This is a genomic window from Neobacillus niacini NBRC 15566 (assembly GCF_001591505.1).
Lineage (GTDB): Bacteria > Bacillota > Bacilli > Bacillales > Cytobacillaceae > Neobacillus > Neobacillus niacini.
In genome coordinates, this window is record NZ_BCVA01000022.1 from 19,763 (window position 1) to 34,888 (window position 15,126).

Genomic DNA, 15,126 nt, shown 5'->3' on the forward strand with positions numbered 1-15,126 from the left:
TCATAAGCCCCTCTCTTTTTTCAGCACTTCTAATATTAATCCTGCTGTTTCTTCTATCGCTTTATTTGAAACATTGATAATTGGACAACCTACTCGCTTCATAATTTTTTCAGCATAATCAAGTTCATCAAGGATCCTTTCAAAACTTGCATAACTTGCTTTGGAACCTAACCCTAAAGCTTTTAACCTTTCAAGTCGGATTTCATTTAATTTATCGGGAGAAATAATTAATCCAATACAATTTTTTCTCGGAATCTCGAACAATTCGTCTGGTGCTGGAACCTCTGGAACCAAGGGAACATTGGCAACCTTAAATCGTTTATGCGCTAAATACATAGATAACGGTGTCTTCGATGTCCTTGAAACACCTATTAAGACAATATCTGCCTTAAGAATTCCTCGAGGATCACGGCCGTCATCATACTTTACAGCAAATTCAATGGCTTCTATTTTTCTAAAATACTCTTCATCTAGTTTTCTCATTAATCCTGGCTGGTGGTGAGGAGTCTTATTAAAACTAGTGGTGAAGGCATTTATCAAAGGACTAAGCAAATCCACCGCCATAATATTTTCTTCTGCCGCCCGTCGATCTAAATATTCCTTTAGAACAGGGATGACAATCGTATAGGCAATAATGGATTTTCCCGTTCTCGCTAGAATAAGCACATCCTCAATGTCTTCAAAATCGTCAACATAGGAATTGCGGCGAATCTCAACATTTCCTCCGTTAAATTGTGTCGCAACCGCTTTTACAACAAACTCTGCTGTTTCCCCAACCGAGTCTGAAACCACATAGACAACTTCCTTCTCTCCTAAAATCACTGCCACTCCCCTTTATACCGAATTTTGCTCCATTATTTCTAGATATGCTCGTGTAATGGTTGTTTTCGTAATCCGACCGACAAGTAAATATGTATGGTTTCCCGGATTGATATCTTTGACTACTGGTAAGGAGTCAATGTGATTGAAAATCATCTTTTTTGCTGCCTCTAGCAAGGTTTCATCAGGTGTAACCGTTATGATGTTCGGCATTCTGGTCATAATGACGCTGCATGGTAGTTCTTGCAAGTCTTTGTTTCCAATGGCTGTTCTTAACAGGTCTTTTCTTGAAATAACTCCGGCTAAATAGCCATCGCTGTCAACCGCATAAAGCGTCCCGACATCTTCTAAGAACAATTGAACAATCGCATCATAAACAGAAGTGGATTTTTCAACCACGATCGGATGGGCTTTATAATCCGCAACTTTTTGAAGAATGAATTGTTCTGCCTGTTGCTTTACCTCATGGTTATGATTGAAAAAATAACCGACGCGAGGCCTGGCATCCAAATTGCCTGCCATCGTTAAAATCGCTAAATCTGGTCTTAAGGCTGCTCTAGTTAAGGAAAGCTTCTCTGCAATTTGCTGCCCTGTAATTGGCCCGCTTTCCTTTACAATCTTCAGAATTTCATCTTGGCGTTTCGTTAATTTAATCACATTGACCCCCTTTTCAAGATAATCATGTTATATTTCATGCCTAAAATTTAAATGTGCTATACTTATTAATATATAGTATATTACATTTATACAATATAGGGAACAATTAGTTCAACATATTTTTGACAAATTTTTAACACGCAAAATAGTGCTGTTTTTATGTTACCTATTTCGTGTTCATTAAGGTTTCGGGCTAGTGGCACAGTCCCACTTTACCCAATTCATTGGTCTACCATGGTGTCGGGCTAGTGGCGCCTCCCCACTTTACCCAATTCACTGAGTCACTATGGGTTCGGGCTAGTGGCGCCTTCCCACTTTACCCAATTCATTGAGCCACTATGGGTTCGGGCCAGTGGCGCCTTCCCACTTTACCCAATTCATTGGTCCACCATGGTTTCGGGCCAATAGAGCCGCACCATTTTACCCAACTAACAGTTACCAGGTGGTTTCAGGCAAAAAAAGAACCCTACCGTTGGAGATAGGATTCTAACTATTTTTGACAGTTCGGACAGAAGAAGGTTTTGCGTGACGAGATCATTTCCTTCACAATCGTACCACCACATCTTTTGCAAGGTTCACCTTCACGGTCATACACTAAACATAGATTGTTATAACCACCTGTTAGGTCATCACCCTTAAAAAAAGGATTTTCCATGTAACCTCCATGCTTTAAAGCATCGAGTAGAACATGTTTCATCGAAAGATAAAGTTGATTTCGTTCATTCTCCTTTATATCTTCTATACTCCGTTTTGTTTTAATTTCAGCGTGATAACAGATTTCGTCTGAGTAACAGTTTCCAATACCTGCAATAAACTCCTGATCGAGGAGTTTTGATTTGATTTTTCCCCGTCTGTCCCCTAGCAGCTTTAAAAATGCTTGTGCCGTGAATGGTGGATCCAATGGCTCTGGACCCAATGGTGATAATTCTTTTTGAACATCCTGTTCACTATATAAGTGTAAATAACCCAGTCGAAGCCCAATAAAATAAAGATGGTGATGTCCAAACGATAAACGAACCTGAATCGTTCGGTTCGGTTTGTCTTCCTCTGTCCCAAGATACATCCAACCGCCAAGCATTAAATGAAGCAACAAAACCTGCCCGTTATCTAAATGAAAGAGTAAATGCTTTCCTCTGCGATTGACTGTCACGATCTTCTGATTTACGACGGTACTAGAGAAGAGAACAGGGTTCACATTTATCGATTTCTCTCTATTAATTTGTACTTCAGTAATGGTTTGACCCGCTACTTTTTGATTGAGCATTCTTCTGTAATTTTCCATCTCTGGCAGTTCAGGCATGAATCCACTTCCTCTCTACTGCTTTTTCATATCTTCTCCCTGAAAACGCAAAAAAACCGAACTTTTTATAAGTTCGGTTTGTGTGTATGTATCAATATGAGCTTAAATGGATTGTATTACGCTTAACTACCTGTGCCAAAGGCCCTGTTAGAAGTATTTGGAGCGGGTGATGGGAATCGAACCCACAACAACAGCTTGGAAGGCTGTGGTTTTACCACTAAACTACACCCGCATGTTAAGTGACCTATCAATATTACATGAAATAGTATAGCACCGTACTACTAATTTGTAAACTATTTTTTGTCTTCTTGGAGATGTTTAAGCTTCTTCAATAAATCCTCTGAATCCTCAGCTGCAATAAACACACCATTAACAATCGCATAAGGTGATTGTTTGCATTCCTCACAACGACTTTGACAATGATATTCTTTATATTCGATATTTTTCTTACTCAAGAAGGTACTATATTCATTTTGTAAGTCCTCTGATAAAAAGCGATCAAGGTTTTTTTCACAAAAATCGATCGTTAATTTCTTTTCTTTTGTAAAAAGTTTAGTAATAAAATTCATTTGTTGAACATCTCCACTGCCTGTCTTCTTATAGTAAGTATATCAATTTTTGCTTTAAATTTCTCCCAATATACATATAAAGAGCAACCAATTCAAATTTAGGGTTGCTCTTTATGATTCCTATATATGAAATTTTTACCTTTTTGAATGTTTTTTATCAATTTTCGCCTCAATTCTCTCCATTGCTTTGAGATCACTTTTTAATTCCTGTTTGTTTTCATCGACTAATTTCTTAAAGCTTATGATGCTACGTTTTCTCATTTTTTTCTCCACCTTTCTTATGTTTTTATTATACATAAAGTAGAAAGGGTAAAATCACCTCAAATATTACAACTTTTTGAACTTTTTTATATTATCGGAAAATTAGATCAAAAAAGATGAAGATCACCCTAAATTGATCACCCTCTGTTTGGTTACTCATCAACCACTATTCCACGCCATAACCTATTTCCACATGCCGGAATTCACTTGGTTTTAGGATTTTTACATAAAAGTTTGCATTGAGACAAATTATAATGAGGAGGTGTAATAAAATGAGAAAAAAAAAATATCCATATTTTTTGTTAATGACGATTACATTAATTGGATTGGTTTTATTACCTTTTGCCATTGTAAAACGTTCCTTTAAGGATTGGATTATTGTATACCTGGTAAGTTTCATTGGTAATTTTTTCTCAGACAAATATTTAGTAACAAGAGGGTATCTAAAATATCCAAAAAAACTTTTCCCAAAGTATAAAATCCACCTCCCATTTGATTTTATTCATTATCCTTTAATGCTGCTTTATTATAATCAGTGGACATTGAACAGCAAACCTTTTGGGATTATTTTAAAACTTTTTCCTTTTATTATACCGCAAACAATCATAGAAACCTTTGCTTCAAAGAAAACCAACCTAATTAAATGGAAAAAGGGATGGACATGGTATCACTCTTTAATAAGTCTAATGTTAAAACTGCTAATTTGTAGAGGTATCATTGCCCTAATTAGAACCATAAACAAAGGAACATTTCTGTAAGGTAAACGGGGAACGCGATGATTCAATAAACTTGTGTAAAAGAGAAAAGTAATAAACGAGGTGGATGAATAATGGAAAATGAAAATACAGGTGCACCTAATACTATTAAATCTAGCATATGGAATACACGAACTGACGAACCTGTTTCTGTAATCAAAGATAAAATTGCTGTTGCCCTTGAAAAACCTATCCAAAAATCAAAAACGAGAGATAAAAATTAATTAATTAAAAATACCCTTAGTATTTTTCTTTCCTAAAAAAAATGAGCTGCATATTTGCAGCCCTTTTTCGCTATCAAAGTGGAAGGTTCCTTGATACTTTGTAATTAATTTTATAGGTGAAACATGTACCTCAATAACTATCTATTAAGAAAAAAGATATTTTTCTTTGAAGATTGGACTCAGTTCACTCCATACATCAAATTTATTACCATCTAAATCATAAAAAACAAAATTTCTTCCAGCGTGTCCTCTATCCTCAATCTCTCCAACTCTTATTTCTCTATCCTTAAAGTCTTTATGGATGGCTTCTAAAGCTTTTAATCCATTAACTTCAAATGTTAACGAAAAACACTCATTACCGTAAATATCAAAGAAATTAGAGCTTTGGTTTTTATTAGACCTCATAAGAAAAAAGCTTAGATTGGCAAAGTTTAAAATAGCTTTGTCTTGATCTTTGTAGCTTAATTCTGCTCCTAATTTATTTACATACCAATCAGATGAAAGGTCTACATTCGTTACTGGTATATATGTTGTTCCAATCCTTAATAATTTCTCCCCCATTTTTGTCTCCTTTCAAATCTCTCAATGAATAAAAGTCTATAACTTGTACTTTTAAACTTGAAATGGTAAATAAATATGCTTTTCTTCATTTCCTCCCCCACCTTGTTCCTCTTCCCGATTCAATAAATTCAAATGAAGAATTATCAACAGGAAGAAAAGTTACATATTTTAAATTTTTGCGATAGACAACGGAACCGGTTAATTAAGGGACTGTCTTTACTTATTACCATTTTTATTTTCAAATTAACATATACAAGTCTTCCGCTTCAAACCTACTCTATTTTTCACTTCTATTTTCTTTATGTAAGCTGTTGCAAGAGGAACTTTACAAGCGGTGTTCCCCACGTTTACTTGCACCTTGCCAATATATTCTGCCACCTGCTTTGCTTCCTCACTTAGTTCCGATACATAAGCGCCAACAGAAATTACAAAACCATTCATCACATATCGCACCCGGTTTCGTTCACCATGTATGTTATTTTTCACTTGGTTCAACATAGCACGGATTTCGGATAAATCTAACTTTTCATCAGGGGTTATGGATAAATAATTAGAATAAGTACTCCAGCCACCAACTGCGATCATTTCTTCCTCGGACTTCATCCACTCTCTTGCCAATTCCATAGCGTAATCACTTTCGGCTGCTACTTGTGCAACTGTATATTCCGCCACCATATACCAGTATGCTTTCTGAGCCCAATCCTGTAGGGTCTTTTTTGAAATCTGCTTTGGATTTACCGAAAGACCTGCTAAATACATTGCGTCATGATTACCGGAATTATATAGCTTTAATGCTAATTCCAGATTCTTTTTCACATATTTAACAAGTTTCTTCAAATCCCCAATTTTCACACCAAAAAAAGGCTCGTTTACTCCGTGTTTGTTATAAGTTTGTTTAGTTTGCTCAGAACCTAATTCTTCAAGTTTTTGCATAATTTCTTCATATGTCACGCCATTCACCCTCTTACAAACAAATAGTTTATATTGCTTCAGGAATAAATCCTTTAATACAATTCGCCGCATGATATGTAGAGTCCTTTTTTACCAAAAACCCCCTACATCTTTCCTTATAAAATTGTGTATTTTATAGCACTATTTTATACTAATTAATGTGAGTTTATCTGAATTTTTCAATAATAATAAAAAGGTGGTTATTATATGAAGTTAGGTACATTTTCTGTCAGTTTAAATGTAAAAGACATCCATTTATCACAAGTGTTTTACGAAAACCTAGGATTTAAAGTCTTTGGTGGTAACATTACCCAAAATTGGCTGATTATGAAGAATGAAAATTGCATTATTGGACTATTTCAAGGTATGTTTGAAAAAAACATCCTCACTTTTAATCCTGGTTGGAATGAAAATGCCGAAAATCTTGAAACATTTTCTGACGTACGAGATATTCAAAAACAGCTAAAAGAAAAAGGAATAACCATGTTAGCTGAGGCAGATGAAACCACTGAAGGACCAGCACATTTAATGATAGAAGATCCAGATGGCAATCAGATTCTTTTCGACCAACACAGATAAACACAAAAAAATATACTAACGTGTGACTTAACAGATTAGTGAAGGGCTCTGCTCGGACTTTGGCGCAAGAGAGCCCTCTCCTTTTATCTATCACGAATCTGAATACCCTGTTTTAACTGCCTGTCCTCATTTTTATTCCTACAATACCTCCTCTGGTTCGTCCTCTAAATTATTATGCTAAAACTTCCAAAAAAGTAGATGTCTAAATCATCCAAGATAAGCTTACCCATAATGAATTAACTACTTACTTTAAAAACTATAGATGACTAGCAAAGTTAGTATACTGGATAGACAAAGTTTGATAGACTTTTATTGAATTGCGGAATCGTTTCATGAAGTGTTCAATACTGTTATCAAATTGGAGGTAGAATGATGGGACATACCAATGAATTGGCACACCGTATGGCGAGTAAAACGTTTAAACTAGTAGATGAAGCAGGAAATCCTATTGCGGGGAAAGAAGTAGTATTGAAACATACTAACCATAAGTTCCTATTTGGCTGCGGCATTTTTGATGTGATTGATGTAGCAAACAAAAATGTTCCAGCAGACCGCCTAGCTTTTCAGGAACAAAAACTTGATAAGTTCCTTGAAGTGTTTAACTCTGCAACACTCCCTTTTTATTGGGGAACGTTTGAGCCTGAAAAAGGAAAACCGCGAACAAAGGAATTAAAAGCTGCTGCTCAGTGGTTAAAAGAGAGAAATGTAACAGTAAAAGGACATCCTCTTTGCTGGCACACGGTCACTGCTCCATGGCTTCTGGAAATGAGCAATGAAGAAATCCTCAAAGCACAGTTTGAGCGAATTGAACGTGATGTTTCCGATTTCAAGGGACTAATCGATATGTGGGATGTAATTAATGAAGTTGTGATCATGCCAATTTTTGATAAGTATGACAATGGGATTACGCGAATTTCTCAAGAACTTGGCCGTGTTGGGATCATTAAAGAAATGTTTGCAAAAACACGTGAATCTAATCCCGGAGCTACACTATTATTAAATGACTTTAATACCTCCATTAATTATGAAATCTTAATTGATGGATGTTTGCATGCAGGTATTCCAATCGACGCAATTGGGATTCAATCACATCAGCACCAAGGATATTGGGGGCGTGAGAAATTAGAAGAAGTTTTAGACCGTTTTTCGCACTTTGGACTTCCCATTCACTTTACAGAAAACACATTGACATCAGGACATCTCATGCCGCTTGAAATCGAAGACCTGAATGATTATCAAATTCCAGAATGGCCCTCAACACCTGAATTCGAAGAACGTCAGGCGAAAGAAATAGAAGAAATGTATACCATTCTGTTTAAACATCCTCTAGTAGAAGCCATCACAACATGGTCCTTCAGTGATGATGGTGCATGGCTTGGTGCACCGGCTGGTTTTCTCAGAACTGATAATAGTCCAAAACCTTCATATGAAGTATTAAAGAAGCTGATAAAAGAAGACTGGTCTACAAATGTCACGGGTAAGACAGATGACAATGGAATAGTTTCATTTGAAGGATTCCTTGGTGAGTATGATCTTGTTTGCGGAGATAAAAAAGTGCGCTTTAAATTAGATAAAATTGCTGAAACCGTACAGATCATAATCTAATCAAGAGTATTAAGGAATAAAAAGTAAGACTGTTTAAAAGGCTGCATTTATTGTGAGCTTTTAAAACAGTCTTTTGTTACTGCTAATTCACTCTTTTTCGTTATCTTCATATAAATCAACATATACATTTCCATTAGAATTAATCTGAGCTAAAAAGACATCTTCAAAATGATTTGCCCCTTTTTTCTTTATCTCACTAAGAAGCCAATCCTTTGTATAGCCTAAGGATTTTAGACGTTTTTCTAGAAGAGTTCCATCGATAATAATTAAGGAAGGGGCATGGTCCGCTTTCATTCTTAGACCAATGTCTTTTGGAGTTAGCGACTGGAACTCCGGTTTCTTCATTACACTAATCTGCCCATTTGTTTCCAAAATAGCCATTTCAACCTCTTCAATCATAAAGGCATCTTTTTCCCTTAAACCATTCATGAGGTCATCATACGTCATCTTATGTTTAAAGAGACCTTTCTCCATTATTTTCCCATCTTTAATCAAAATAGAAGGACTACTTTCTACTAGATCTCTAAATTTAAACGATTTAATCGCACCATAAGCAAGGATTAAGGACAAAAGAGTATAAACCACTAATCCTATTAAGCCATTCACAATTTTCATGGAGGTATCAATTGCTACTTGTGAAGCCATGTCACCAATTACAATTCCGACCACATAATCAAAAAACGTAAGCTGTGAAATCTGTTTTTTGCCAAGTATTCTTGCAAGCGAAAATAAGACTAAAAAAGATAAGATAGCCCGACCAGCCACTTCTACATATTCCGGCATACTAACCTCCAGGATATTTTAATCCATCCTATCTTCCCCTATTCTGAAGAAAATATCTTTTTGAAATAAAAAATAGATAAAAAGAACTAATCACAAACAAGAAAGTACCGCTTACTAGGAATACAGATTGTAATGCCGAACTACTCTAAATACTAGTTACAAAATTTTTTTGATTCCATTTTGTAATATTCACCCATTCATTTTTACTATTATATAAAGTCCACTGTTTTTTGCTGCATTGAAGAACATTCTATTATGATCTTAGGAGGGTAAAAATGAGCGAGATTGTTTCGGCATTTTCTGAGATTCCAACTACTTGTATTTCAGATACCATGCAAGGACTTAATAATATGGATCCATTAATTAAACCGCTAAAAGAAGAATACAGAATGGCAGGTCGTGCCTATACCGTAAAAATGCCAGTTGGGGATAATCAATACGTTCTACGTGCTATTCGTGAAGCCAAGCCGGGAGATATTCTTGTAGTGGACGCTAAAGGTGATACCTATCGAACCATCGCGGGGGATTTCATCCTGGGACTTGCGCAAACATTAGGCATTAAAGGGGTAGTTACCGATGGGGTGATTCGAGACATCCTAGGAGTAAAAAAGCTTAACTTCCCCGTTTTCTGCAAAGGGACAACCGTTGCTTCAAGCGCGAAAGCTGGTTGGGGTGAAGTCAACGTCCCGATTTCTTGTGGTGGAACCTCCGTTAGTCCTGGGGATATCATTATAGCGGATGCAGATGGGGTTGTAGTCATACCGCAGGCGATTGAGGAAGAAGTATTAAGAAAAGCAAAAGAAAAACTGATGAAGGATCAGGAAAGAGATATGAAAGTTTCCGGTAAACACGATGAAGTGATTCGCTATTTAGATAGTTTGCTAAAATAAAAAGGTACCAAACAGAAAGGAAAACGATTTATTGATGTTTTCCTTTTTTGTTTATTTTATTAAATATAAAAAAATTTCTTTCCTACCAAACAAGAGGTTTGGGTAGTTAGGATGCTCGTTGATGCAAATTTGTTTGAACTTGCTGCTTGTAACCATTCTTTTGCACCCTTACAAAAAGATTATTAGCTAGAAGTGAAATAACAATCAAGACGGTACCTAGAATGTCAAACATTGTTACATCATAGCCTTGATAAATCGAAATTAAAAGTGTAGTAACGGGTACGAAGTTAATGAATAAAAGGGCATTTATGGGTGATAAAATGCTGACACCGATGTTCCAACCGAGCAGTGCAATGAGGCCAGGAAATATTATCATAAACAATAAATGCGGACTTGCAGCGATCATCACTTCTTTTGTAGGGAATGATATATATCCAAACAGTGTCGCTGCTGTTACAATCACAACCGCCGTTAGCGTTCCAAGTAAACAGCTTAACGTCGAATACCGTAAAACGGACCAACTAGTAAACCTACTCCCACCCATTGTATATATGACCCATCCAACCACTGCAATAAAGATGAGTATGGAAGGCATGATCGAATCCGTCGCGCCTAGAAATGCTCGAATATCACCTTTTGTAATAACGAGAATCGCACCAATTAATGACACGAGTACACAGATAAAAGTGAATCTTTGAGGGCGTTTCTTGAAAACCATCCATACGAATAAAATGGAAATCATCGGCATTAAGGATTCCATAATCGATGCAACCATTACCCCTGATTCACCCATTATATGTTCTCCCCAGAAGATAAATAAATTATAGACTGTAAACGCCATTGTGCCGAAGAACCATAATGGAAGACCTAGACCTTCAAAACGGAAAGCTTGTTTTCCTTCTTTCCAAAATAGTATTACTGCCAAAATGATGGTAACAGCACCATAACGAATGATCGTAAAATAAAAGGGATCGATATGTTTAAAAGCTGCATGTGCGATTGGAAACATGGCTCCCCATGAAACGGCAGCAATAAAACATAAAAAAGCTCCCCATAAAACTTTATTTCTCAAATTCCATCTTCCTCCCTGAATTAATAGCAGATTGATTATCTCCCTTATTTGATATCTTGTAAAATCAATAATAATGATGATCTACTATCATTTTTCGTGATATCATAAGAATACAGAATAATGATAGAGGGGCATGAAAAGTGGAATTTAAAGACCTAGAGATTTTTCAGTTGGTTGCGGATAAAGGGACTATATCAGAAGCAGCTAAAGAGTTAAATTATGTGCAATCAAATATTACATCTAGAATTCGCAAGCTAGAAGCAGAAATGAATACCCCTCTCTTTAATCGACATCGACGAGGTATGAGCTTAACACCAGAGGGTAAAAAACTATTAACCTATAGTAAAAGAATATTATTATTAACAGAAGAAATGAAAAATGCCGTTCAAACGAATAAAGAACCGTCTGGAAAATTAGAAATTGGTACAATCGAAACGGTTATGCATCTACCCCAAATTTTGTCTAGTTATATTAAAAAATATAAAGAAGTCGATTTGTCTGTATTTACAGGAGTTACAGAATCATTAGTGGAGGAAGTATTAAATCATAAGTTGGATGGTGCTTTTATTACAGAAACGGATGTACATCAAGACCTTCTGTCCTATGAAGTGTTTGAAGAGGAGCTCGTACTAATTTCTGATACTCATGTCACCACTTTAGAAGATATCAAAGAAAAAACTATATTATGTTTCAGCAAAGGTTGTGGCTACCGAGCACGTCTAGCAGAATGGTATAAAAATCAAAACATTACGCCCAAAAAAATAATGGAATTTGGTACTTTAGAAACCATCTTGCGCAGTGCTGTTATGGGACTTGGTGTGGCATTCGTTCCAAAGTCAGAAGTTAAACAATTAGAAAAGGATGGTTTGGTTCAATTTCATACGCTTCCAGATCAATATAGTAAGGTAAAGACTGTTTTTATTAGAAGAGCCGATACGTACTTAACACCAACAATAGAGAAATTTATCGAAACAATTGAGTCCAGTAAACAATGGAACCGGACATAGAGATAGGTTTCTAATTCCGCCTCCCCTTTTTTGACGCTCGGCGCATAAGTAACCTAGGAGGCTTTGGTTTTGGTTATTGGGCTGCCTATATATTATGAACTATCAAAAATAGGACTTCCAGGTTGGAGAAGCCCTAAAAAAAATCCTCTTCATGGGAAGGATCGTCCTCCTCAATGACAATATTCGTATATGGAATCTTGTCCTCTGATGGGGCAGAAGCTCCTTCTGAGGATGATTCATCATGGTGAATAGGAGCAGACTGATCTGAACTAGGCTGGTTATTTTCCATTTCCCCTTTCATTTCCTTCATTTTTTCCATTTCCTCTTTTACTTGCTCAGTGATTTTCTTCGGGATTGCTTCTTTTCCATATGTCGCACCAATATTTAATGCTCCGCTTAAACTTTTGATGCCAAGCTGAGCAAAGTTATTGTTTTGTTCATACTTTTCTAGGTATAACTTTTCAATATATAACGTTTTTAAAATAGGTTCTTCGTTTTTAATAGGTACCTCTGCTTCGTCCATTCGTTTCACTAAACCATTACTAATATCTATTAGCTCCTCTAGCCGTTTTACCAACCCAGCCTGGACTTCATTCACCAATAAAATATTGCGTTCTAAGAGTTGTACTCTCATTTCAATCTGTGTGAAAAACACATCCATGTCATCTCTTTTTTCACTTTTATGTTCATGTGTTGAAAAATCTTCAGTTGATGTCTGTCGATGATCTTCTATTATTGATTGTGAGTGTCCTTTATTCTCTCTAAACTTTTCAAGTTGCTGTACTCTTTGTCCCATTTCTTCCAATCTTTTATTGATTTCATTAAAATTATGGGCATTCTCCATCTTTATTATTTTTAAATCCTTACCTAGTGTCTTTTCTCGCTCCTGTTCATTTTTTTCCCCACTGTTGTAACTATACATCGATGTTCGAATCTTCTTCTCAAACTCCAATAGGCTTTTCAATTGAACTTCGAGTGCATTGATTCTTAAAGTCTGCTTTTCCATATTATCTAAGACTTTTTTTTCAGCCTTTTGATTGAACATCCTTTTTATAGGCATCGTGTCTCCCCACATTAAAGTAATTTTATTTTTCCGAATATGTTAATCGATATCTACTCGCTCTTCTTTTAAAAATTGCCGTTTATATGTAACAAATAGAAGTCCATTTTTAAATTTAGCCCGAATTTGATTTGGAAACGTCGGTTCAGGAAGTTGAATAACCCGTTCAAAAGAGCCATGATATCTTTCTTTCTGTACAGGCTCCCCCGTCATCATTTGGTGACTACTTCCTTTGATTAAAAGATGGGTTCCTGATACAGATAATTGTATATTTTCTTTTACATAACCTGCTAAATCTGAGATTAACAGAACTTCCTCATCGGTTATGAAAATATCTGTTGGGGGAAACTTTTTCCCCTGACCCGCTCTCATTGCTGGTTCACCCGATTTATTTGGATCCATATTACTTTTCATAAATTCTTCAAAGGAGGATTGATCAAAAATCCCATCCCAAAAATCACCAGTTTGGTATTTTTTCGCCAAATCCATCCATTGTAAGATCTTATTCATATCCATGATGGATCATCCTCCTTGTAAGACTCGGTATGAATCCCCGTACTTTTCTTCTTATAATTAATAATATTTATTATTTAGTAAATCATTCATAAAAAGTGTCCAATCTTAAAATGAAGCCCCCATGATTTACCATGTTCCGTCTAGTCCCTATATACAAAATCATATTTTCTAGTTAACAATCATATAGTTAAGTACCCCGGGGTAATGCCAAAGAGAGGATAATCATTCATGGACTTTATACCAACCAAGGTGACTATTAATGGAATAAAACTAAATAATATCGATCATGGTAGTTCCATCTCTTTTAGTACTACCTTGAAAATAAACAGGAATGTTTCTGCAAAGAAAAATCAAGGCTTTGGCCAGCAGTTGGCTGATGGATGTTTGAAAATTTACACAACAAGCACGATTTTGGATCATGATATCGAGGATTCCAACTCACAAAAAATAACTGGTAAACCCCTTTAAGGAAAAATAATTAGGAGGTTTTAAATGGTGGGTCCGGTTCCATACATTAATATCAATATTAATATCATAAAGGTGAATTCATTTGAGAATGCATCCGCAATAAATGTGGGGCAAAACCTTTTAGCGGAATGGCATAATTCTGATAAAAAAAACCAAGGACTTGGCCAAAATATGGGAGATGGAACCAATTTTATTGGTACCAGAAGTGCCGTTGATGACCGGGATCAAATTGATTCTAATTCTTCTTTTGAAACGGCCAAATTACCTAATTTATAAGGAGTAATCCTATGACATTTGCACCTGTATCACTTAATATATTAGGAATTAAGATAAATGCGATCGACCATGCAGGAGTCGTTAATCTAGGTCCAAGCCAACACTTGGATCAGTTTGTTTCATATAAAAGGAACCAAGGAATAGGAGAACAGAACGGGGACTTATCCCCAACAATACTGTCTAATTCTTGGGTATTGGACCCGGATATTTCTGATAGCAACTCAGTTAAAACAAGCCTTTTATAGTCCGCATTGATTCTTGTTTTGAACTAGATGTAAATAACTTGAAAAAACGGGGTGTTAACATGTTTTTTGTTTCACCAGTTGTCATCAATGTTCTTGGATTTAAAGTGAATACAATTGATAATGGTGCAGTAGCCAATATGGGGACCCTGCAATTAATTGATCAACTTGTAACCTATAAGCGAAATCAGGCCTTTGGAGAACAAAATGGAGACTTTTCTCCAGTAGCGGTCCCTGCTGCCACAGTCATTGATCCCGATGTCAGTGATAGTAATGCCATTAAAAACAGTGTAGTGTAAAAAAATGGGGATGGTTCTGTCAATTTTTCTCAAAAGGACCGTTTCAGCCTACCTTTTTAGAAAACCAAACGGCCTCATTTTTCGGGTCAAAACTATTAATGCTGCTCAAAGTTTTAATTTTGGGCAGCATTTTTAGTGTTATTATAAAATAGATAGTTAATTGGCCGAAGAATCAAATAGGTAAACCCCGACTTACATAAGCTAAACAGGCAAGCAATGGACTTACGCAGTG

Annotated in this window: 21 protein-coding genes and 1 tRNA gene; 10 read left to right on the top strand and 12 right to left on the bottom strand. The window is 36.0% G+C overall.

Annotation, left to right across the window (positions count from 1 at the left end; genetic code table 11):
- From BANA01_RS16150 to BANA01_RS29170, 6 genes are all read right to left on the bottom strand, one after another.
- On the bottom strand, positions 1-828 hold the full coding sequence (locus tag BANA01_RS16150; protein ID WP_235847167.1) for a pyruvate, water dikinase regulatory protein: 828 nt from the start codon (positions 826-828) through the stop codon (positions 1-3).
- Between the two features lie 6 nt (positions 829-834).
- Positions 835-1,476, bottom strand: a complete 642-nt coding sequence (gene ccpN / locus BANA01_RS16155; protein ID WP_063253846.1) for a transcriptional regulator CcpN — start codon at positions 1,474-1,476, stop codon at positions 835-837.
- A 490-nt stretch (positions 1,477-1,966) separates the two neighbouring features.
- A complete protein-coding gene (gene mutM / locus BANA01_RS16160; protein WP_063253848.1) occupies positions 1,967-2,776 on the bottom strand; it encodes a bifunctional DNA-formamidopyrimidine glycosylase/DNA-(apurinic or apyrimidinic site) lyase in 810 nt (269 codons plus the stop codon).
- Between the two features lie 158 nt (positions 2,777-2,934).
- A tRNA-Gly gene (locus BANA01_RS16165) sits at positions 2,935-3,008 on the bottom strand.
- Between the two features lie 61 nt (positions 3,009-3,069).
- A complete protein-coding gene (locus BANA01_RS16170; protein ID WP_063253850.1) occupies positions 3,070-3,345 on the bottom strand; it encodes a DUF1450 domain-containing protein in 276 nt (91 codons plus the stop codon).
- A 135-nt stretch (positions 3,346-3,480) separates the two neighbouring features.
- Positions 3,481-3,606, bottom strand: coding sequence for an FbpB family small basic protein (locus BANA01_RS29170; RefSeq protein WP_157411813.1), 126 nt, complete (start codon positions 3,604-3,606; stop codon positions 3,481-3,483).
- A gap of 272 nt (positions 3,607-3,878) precedes the next feature.
- Here BANA01_RS29170 and BANA01_RS16175 point away from each other — a divergent pair, with 272 nt between their 5' ends.
- Positions 3,879-4,364 carry a CBO0543 family protein gene (locus BANA01_RS16175; RefSeq protein WP_063253852.1) on the top strand — a complete coding sequence of 162 codons (486 nt, stop codon included), beginning with the start codon at positions 3,879-3,881 and terminating at the stop codon, positions 4,362-4,364.
- A gap of 71 nt (positions 4,365-4,435) precedes the next feature.
- Positions 4,436-4,585, top strand: coding sequence for a hypothetical protein (locus tag BANA01_RS29580; RefSeq protein ID WP_157411814.1), 150 nt, complete (start codon positions 4,436-4,438; stop codon positions 4,583-4,585).
- Positions 4,586-4,729: 144 nt separating this feature from the next.
- On the opposite strand, the gene BANA01_RS16180 is transcribed toward BANA01_RS29580, so the two are convergent.
- Entirely contained in the window at positions 4,730-5,146 is a 417-nt protein-coding gene (locus BANA01_RS16180) for a VOC family protein (protein WP_063253854.1), read from the bottom strand.
- 243 nt (positions 5,147-5,389) lie between these two features.
- Entirely contained in the window at positions 5,390-6,097 is a 708-nt protein-coding gene (locus tag BANA01_RS16185) for a DNA alkylation repair protein (RefSeq protein WP_063253916.1), read from the bottom strand.
- 207 nt (positions 6,098-6,304) lie between these two features.
- Here BANA01_RS16185 and BANA01_RS16190 point away from each other — a divergent pair, with 207 nt between their 5' ends.
- Positions 6,305-6,676, top strand: a complete 372-nt coding sequence (locus BANA01_RS16190) for a VOC family protein (protein ID WP_063253856.1) — start codon at positions 6,305-6,307, stop codon at positions 6,674-6,676.
- Positions 6,677-7,048: 372 nt separating this feature from the next.
- Positions 7,049-8,281 (top strand): endo-1,4-beta-xylanase, encoded by a 1,233-nt coding sequence (locus BANA01_RS16195; protein WP_082799556.1) that lies wholly within the window; start codon positions 7,049-7,051, stop codon positions 8,279-8,281.
- An 87-nt stretch (positions 8,282-8,368) separates the two neighbouring features.
- Here the strand turns inward: BANA01_RS16195 and BANA01_RS16200 are convergent, their stop codons facing one another.
- On the bottom strand, positions 8,369-9,064 hold the full coding sequence (locus BANA01_RS16200) for a YetF domain-containing protein (protein WP_063253861.1): 696 nt from the start codon (positions 9,062-9,064) through the stop codon (positions 8,369-8,371).
- A 275-nt stretch (positions 9,065-9,339) separates the two neighbouring features.
- On the opposite strand from BANA01_RS16200, the gene BANA01_RS16205 reads away from it, so the two are divergent.
- Positions 9,340-9,954: an RraA family protein gene (locus tag BANA01_RS16205; protein WP_063253863.1), complete on the top strand. Its 615-nt coding sequence runs from the start codon at positions 9,340-9,342 to the stop codon at positions 9,952-9,954.
- A gap of 106 nt (positions 9,955-10,060) precedes the next feature.
- Here the strand turns inward: BANA01_RS16205 and BANA01_RS16210 are convergent, their stop codons facing one another.
- Positions 10,061-11,026: a DMT family transporter gene (locus tag BANA01_RS16210; RefSeq protein ID WP_063253864.1), complete on the bottom strand. Its 966-nt coding sequence runs from the start codon at positions 11,024-11,026 to the stop codon at positions 10,061-10,063.
- A gap of 140 nt (positions 11,027-11,166) precedes the next feature.
- Here BANA01_RS16210 and BANA01_RS16215 point away from each other — a divergent pair, with 140 nt between their 5' ends.
- Entirely contained in the window at positions 11,167-12,033 is an 867-nt protein-coding gene (locus BANA01_RS16215) for a LysR family transcriptional regulator (protein ID WP_063253866.1), read from the top strand.
- Between the two features lie 133 nt (positions 12,034-12,166).
- On the opposite strand, the gene BANA01_RS16220 is transcribed toward BANA01_RS16215, so the two are convergent.
- Both BANA01_RS16220 and BANA01_RS16225 read right to left on the bottom strand, forming a co-directional pair.
- On the bottom strand, positions 12,167-13,093 hold the full coding sequence (locus BANA01_RS16220; RefSeq protein ID WP_063253868.1) for a hypothetical protein: 927 nt from the start codon (positions 13,091-13,093) through the stop codon (positions 12,167-12,169).
- A 42-nt stretch (positions 13,094-13,135) separates the two neighbouring features.
- Complete coding sequence (locus BANA01_RS16225; RefSeq protein ID WP_063253869.1) at positions 13,136-13,609, bottom strand: Hsp20/alpha crystallin family protein; 474 nt, start codon at positions 13,607-13,609, stop codon at positions 13,136-13,138.
- Positions 13,610-13,837: 228 nt separating this feature from the next.
- On the opposite strand from BANA01_RS16225, the gene BANA01_RS16230 reads away from it, so the two are divergent.
- From BANA01_RS16230 to BANA01_RS16245, 4 genes are read left to right on the top strand one after another with little or no spacing between them, the layout of a single operon-like run.
- A complete protein-coding gene (locus BANA01_RS16230) occupies positions 13,838-14,077 on the top strand; it encodes a hypothetical protein (RefSeq protein WP_063253870.1) in 240 nt (79 codons plus the stop codon).
- Positions 14,078-14,101: 24 nt separating this feature from the next.
- Positions 14,102-14,353 (top strand): hypothetical protein, encoded by a 252-nt coding sequence (locus tag BANA01_RS16235; protein WP_063253871.1) that lies wholly within the window; start codon positions 14,102-14,104, stop codon positions 14,351-14,353.
- Between the two features lie 11 nt (positions 14,354-14,364).
- Positions 14,365-14,598, top strand: a complete 234-nt coding sequence (locus BANA01_RS16240) for a spore germination protein (protein WP_063253872.1) — start codon at positions 14,365-14,367, stop codon at positions 14,596-14,598.
- 59 nt (positions 14,599-14,657) lie between these two features.
- On the top strand, positions 14,658-14,894 hold the full coding sequence (locus BANA01_RS16245) for a spore germination protein (protein ID WP_063253873.1): 237 nt from the start codon (positions 14,658-14,660) through the stop codon (positions 14,892-14,894).
- Positions 14,895-15,126: the final 232 nt, after the last annotated feature.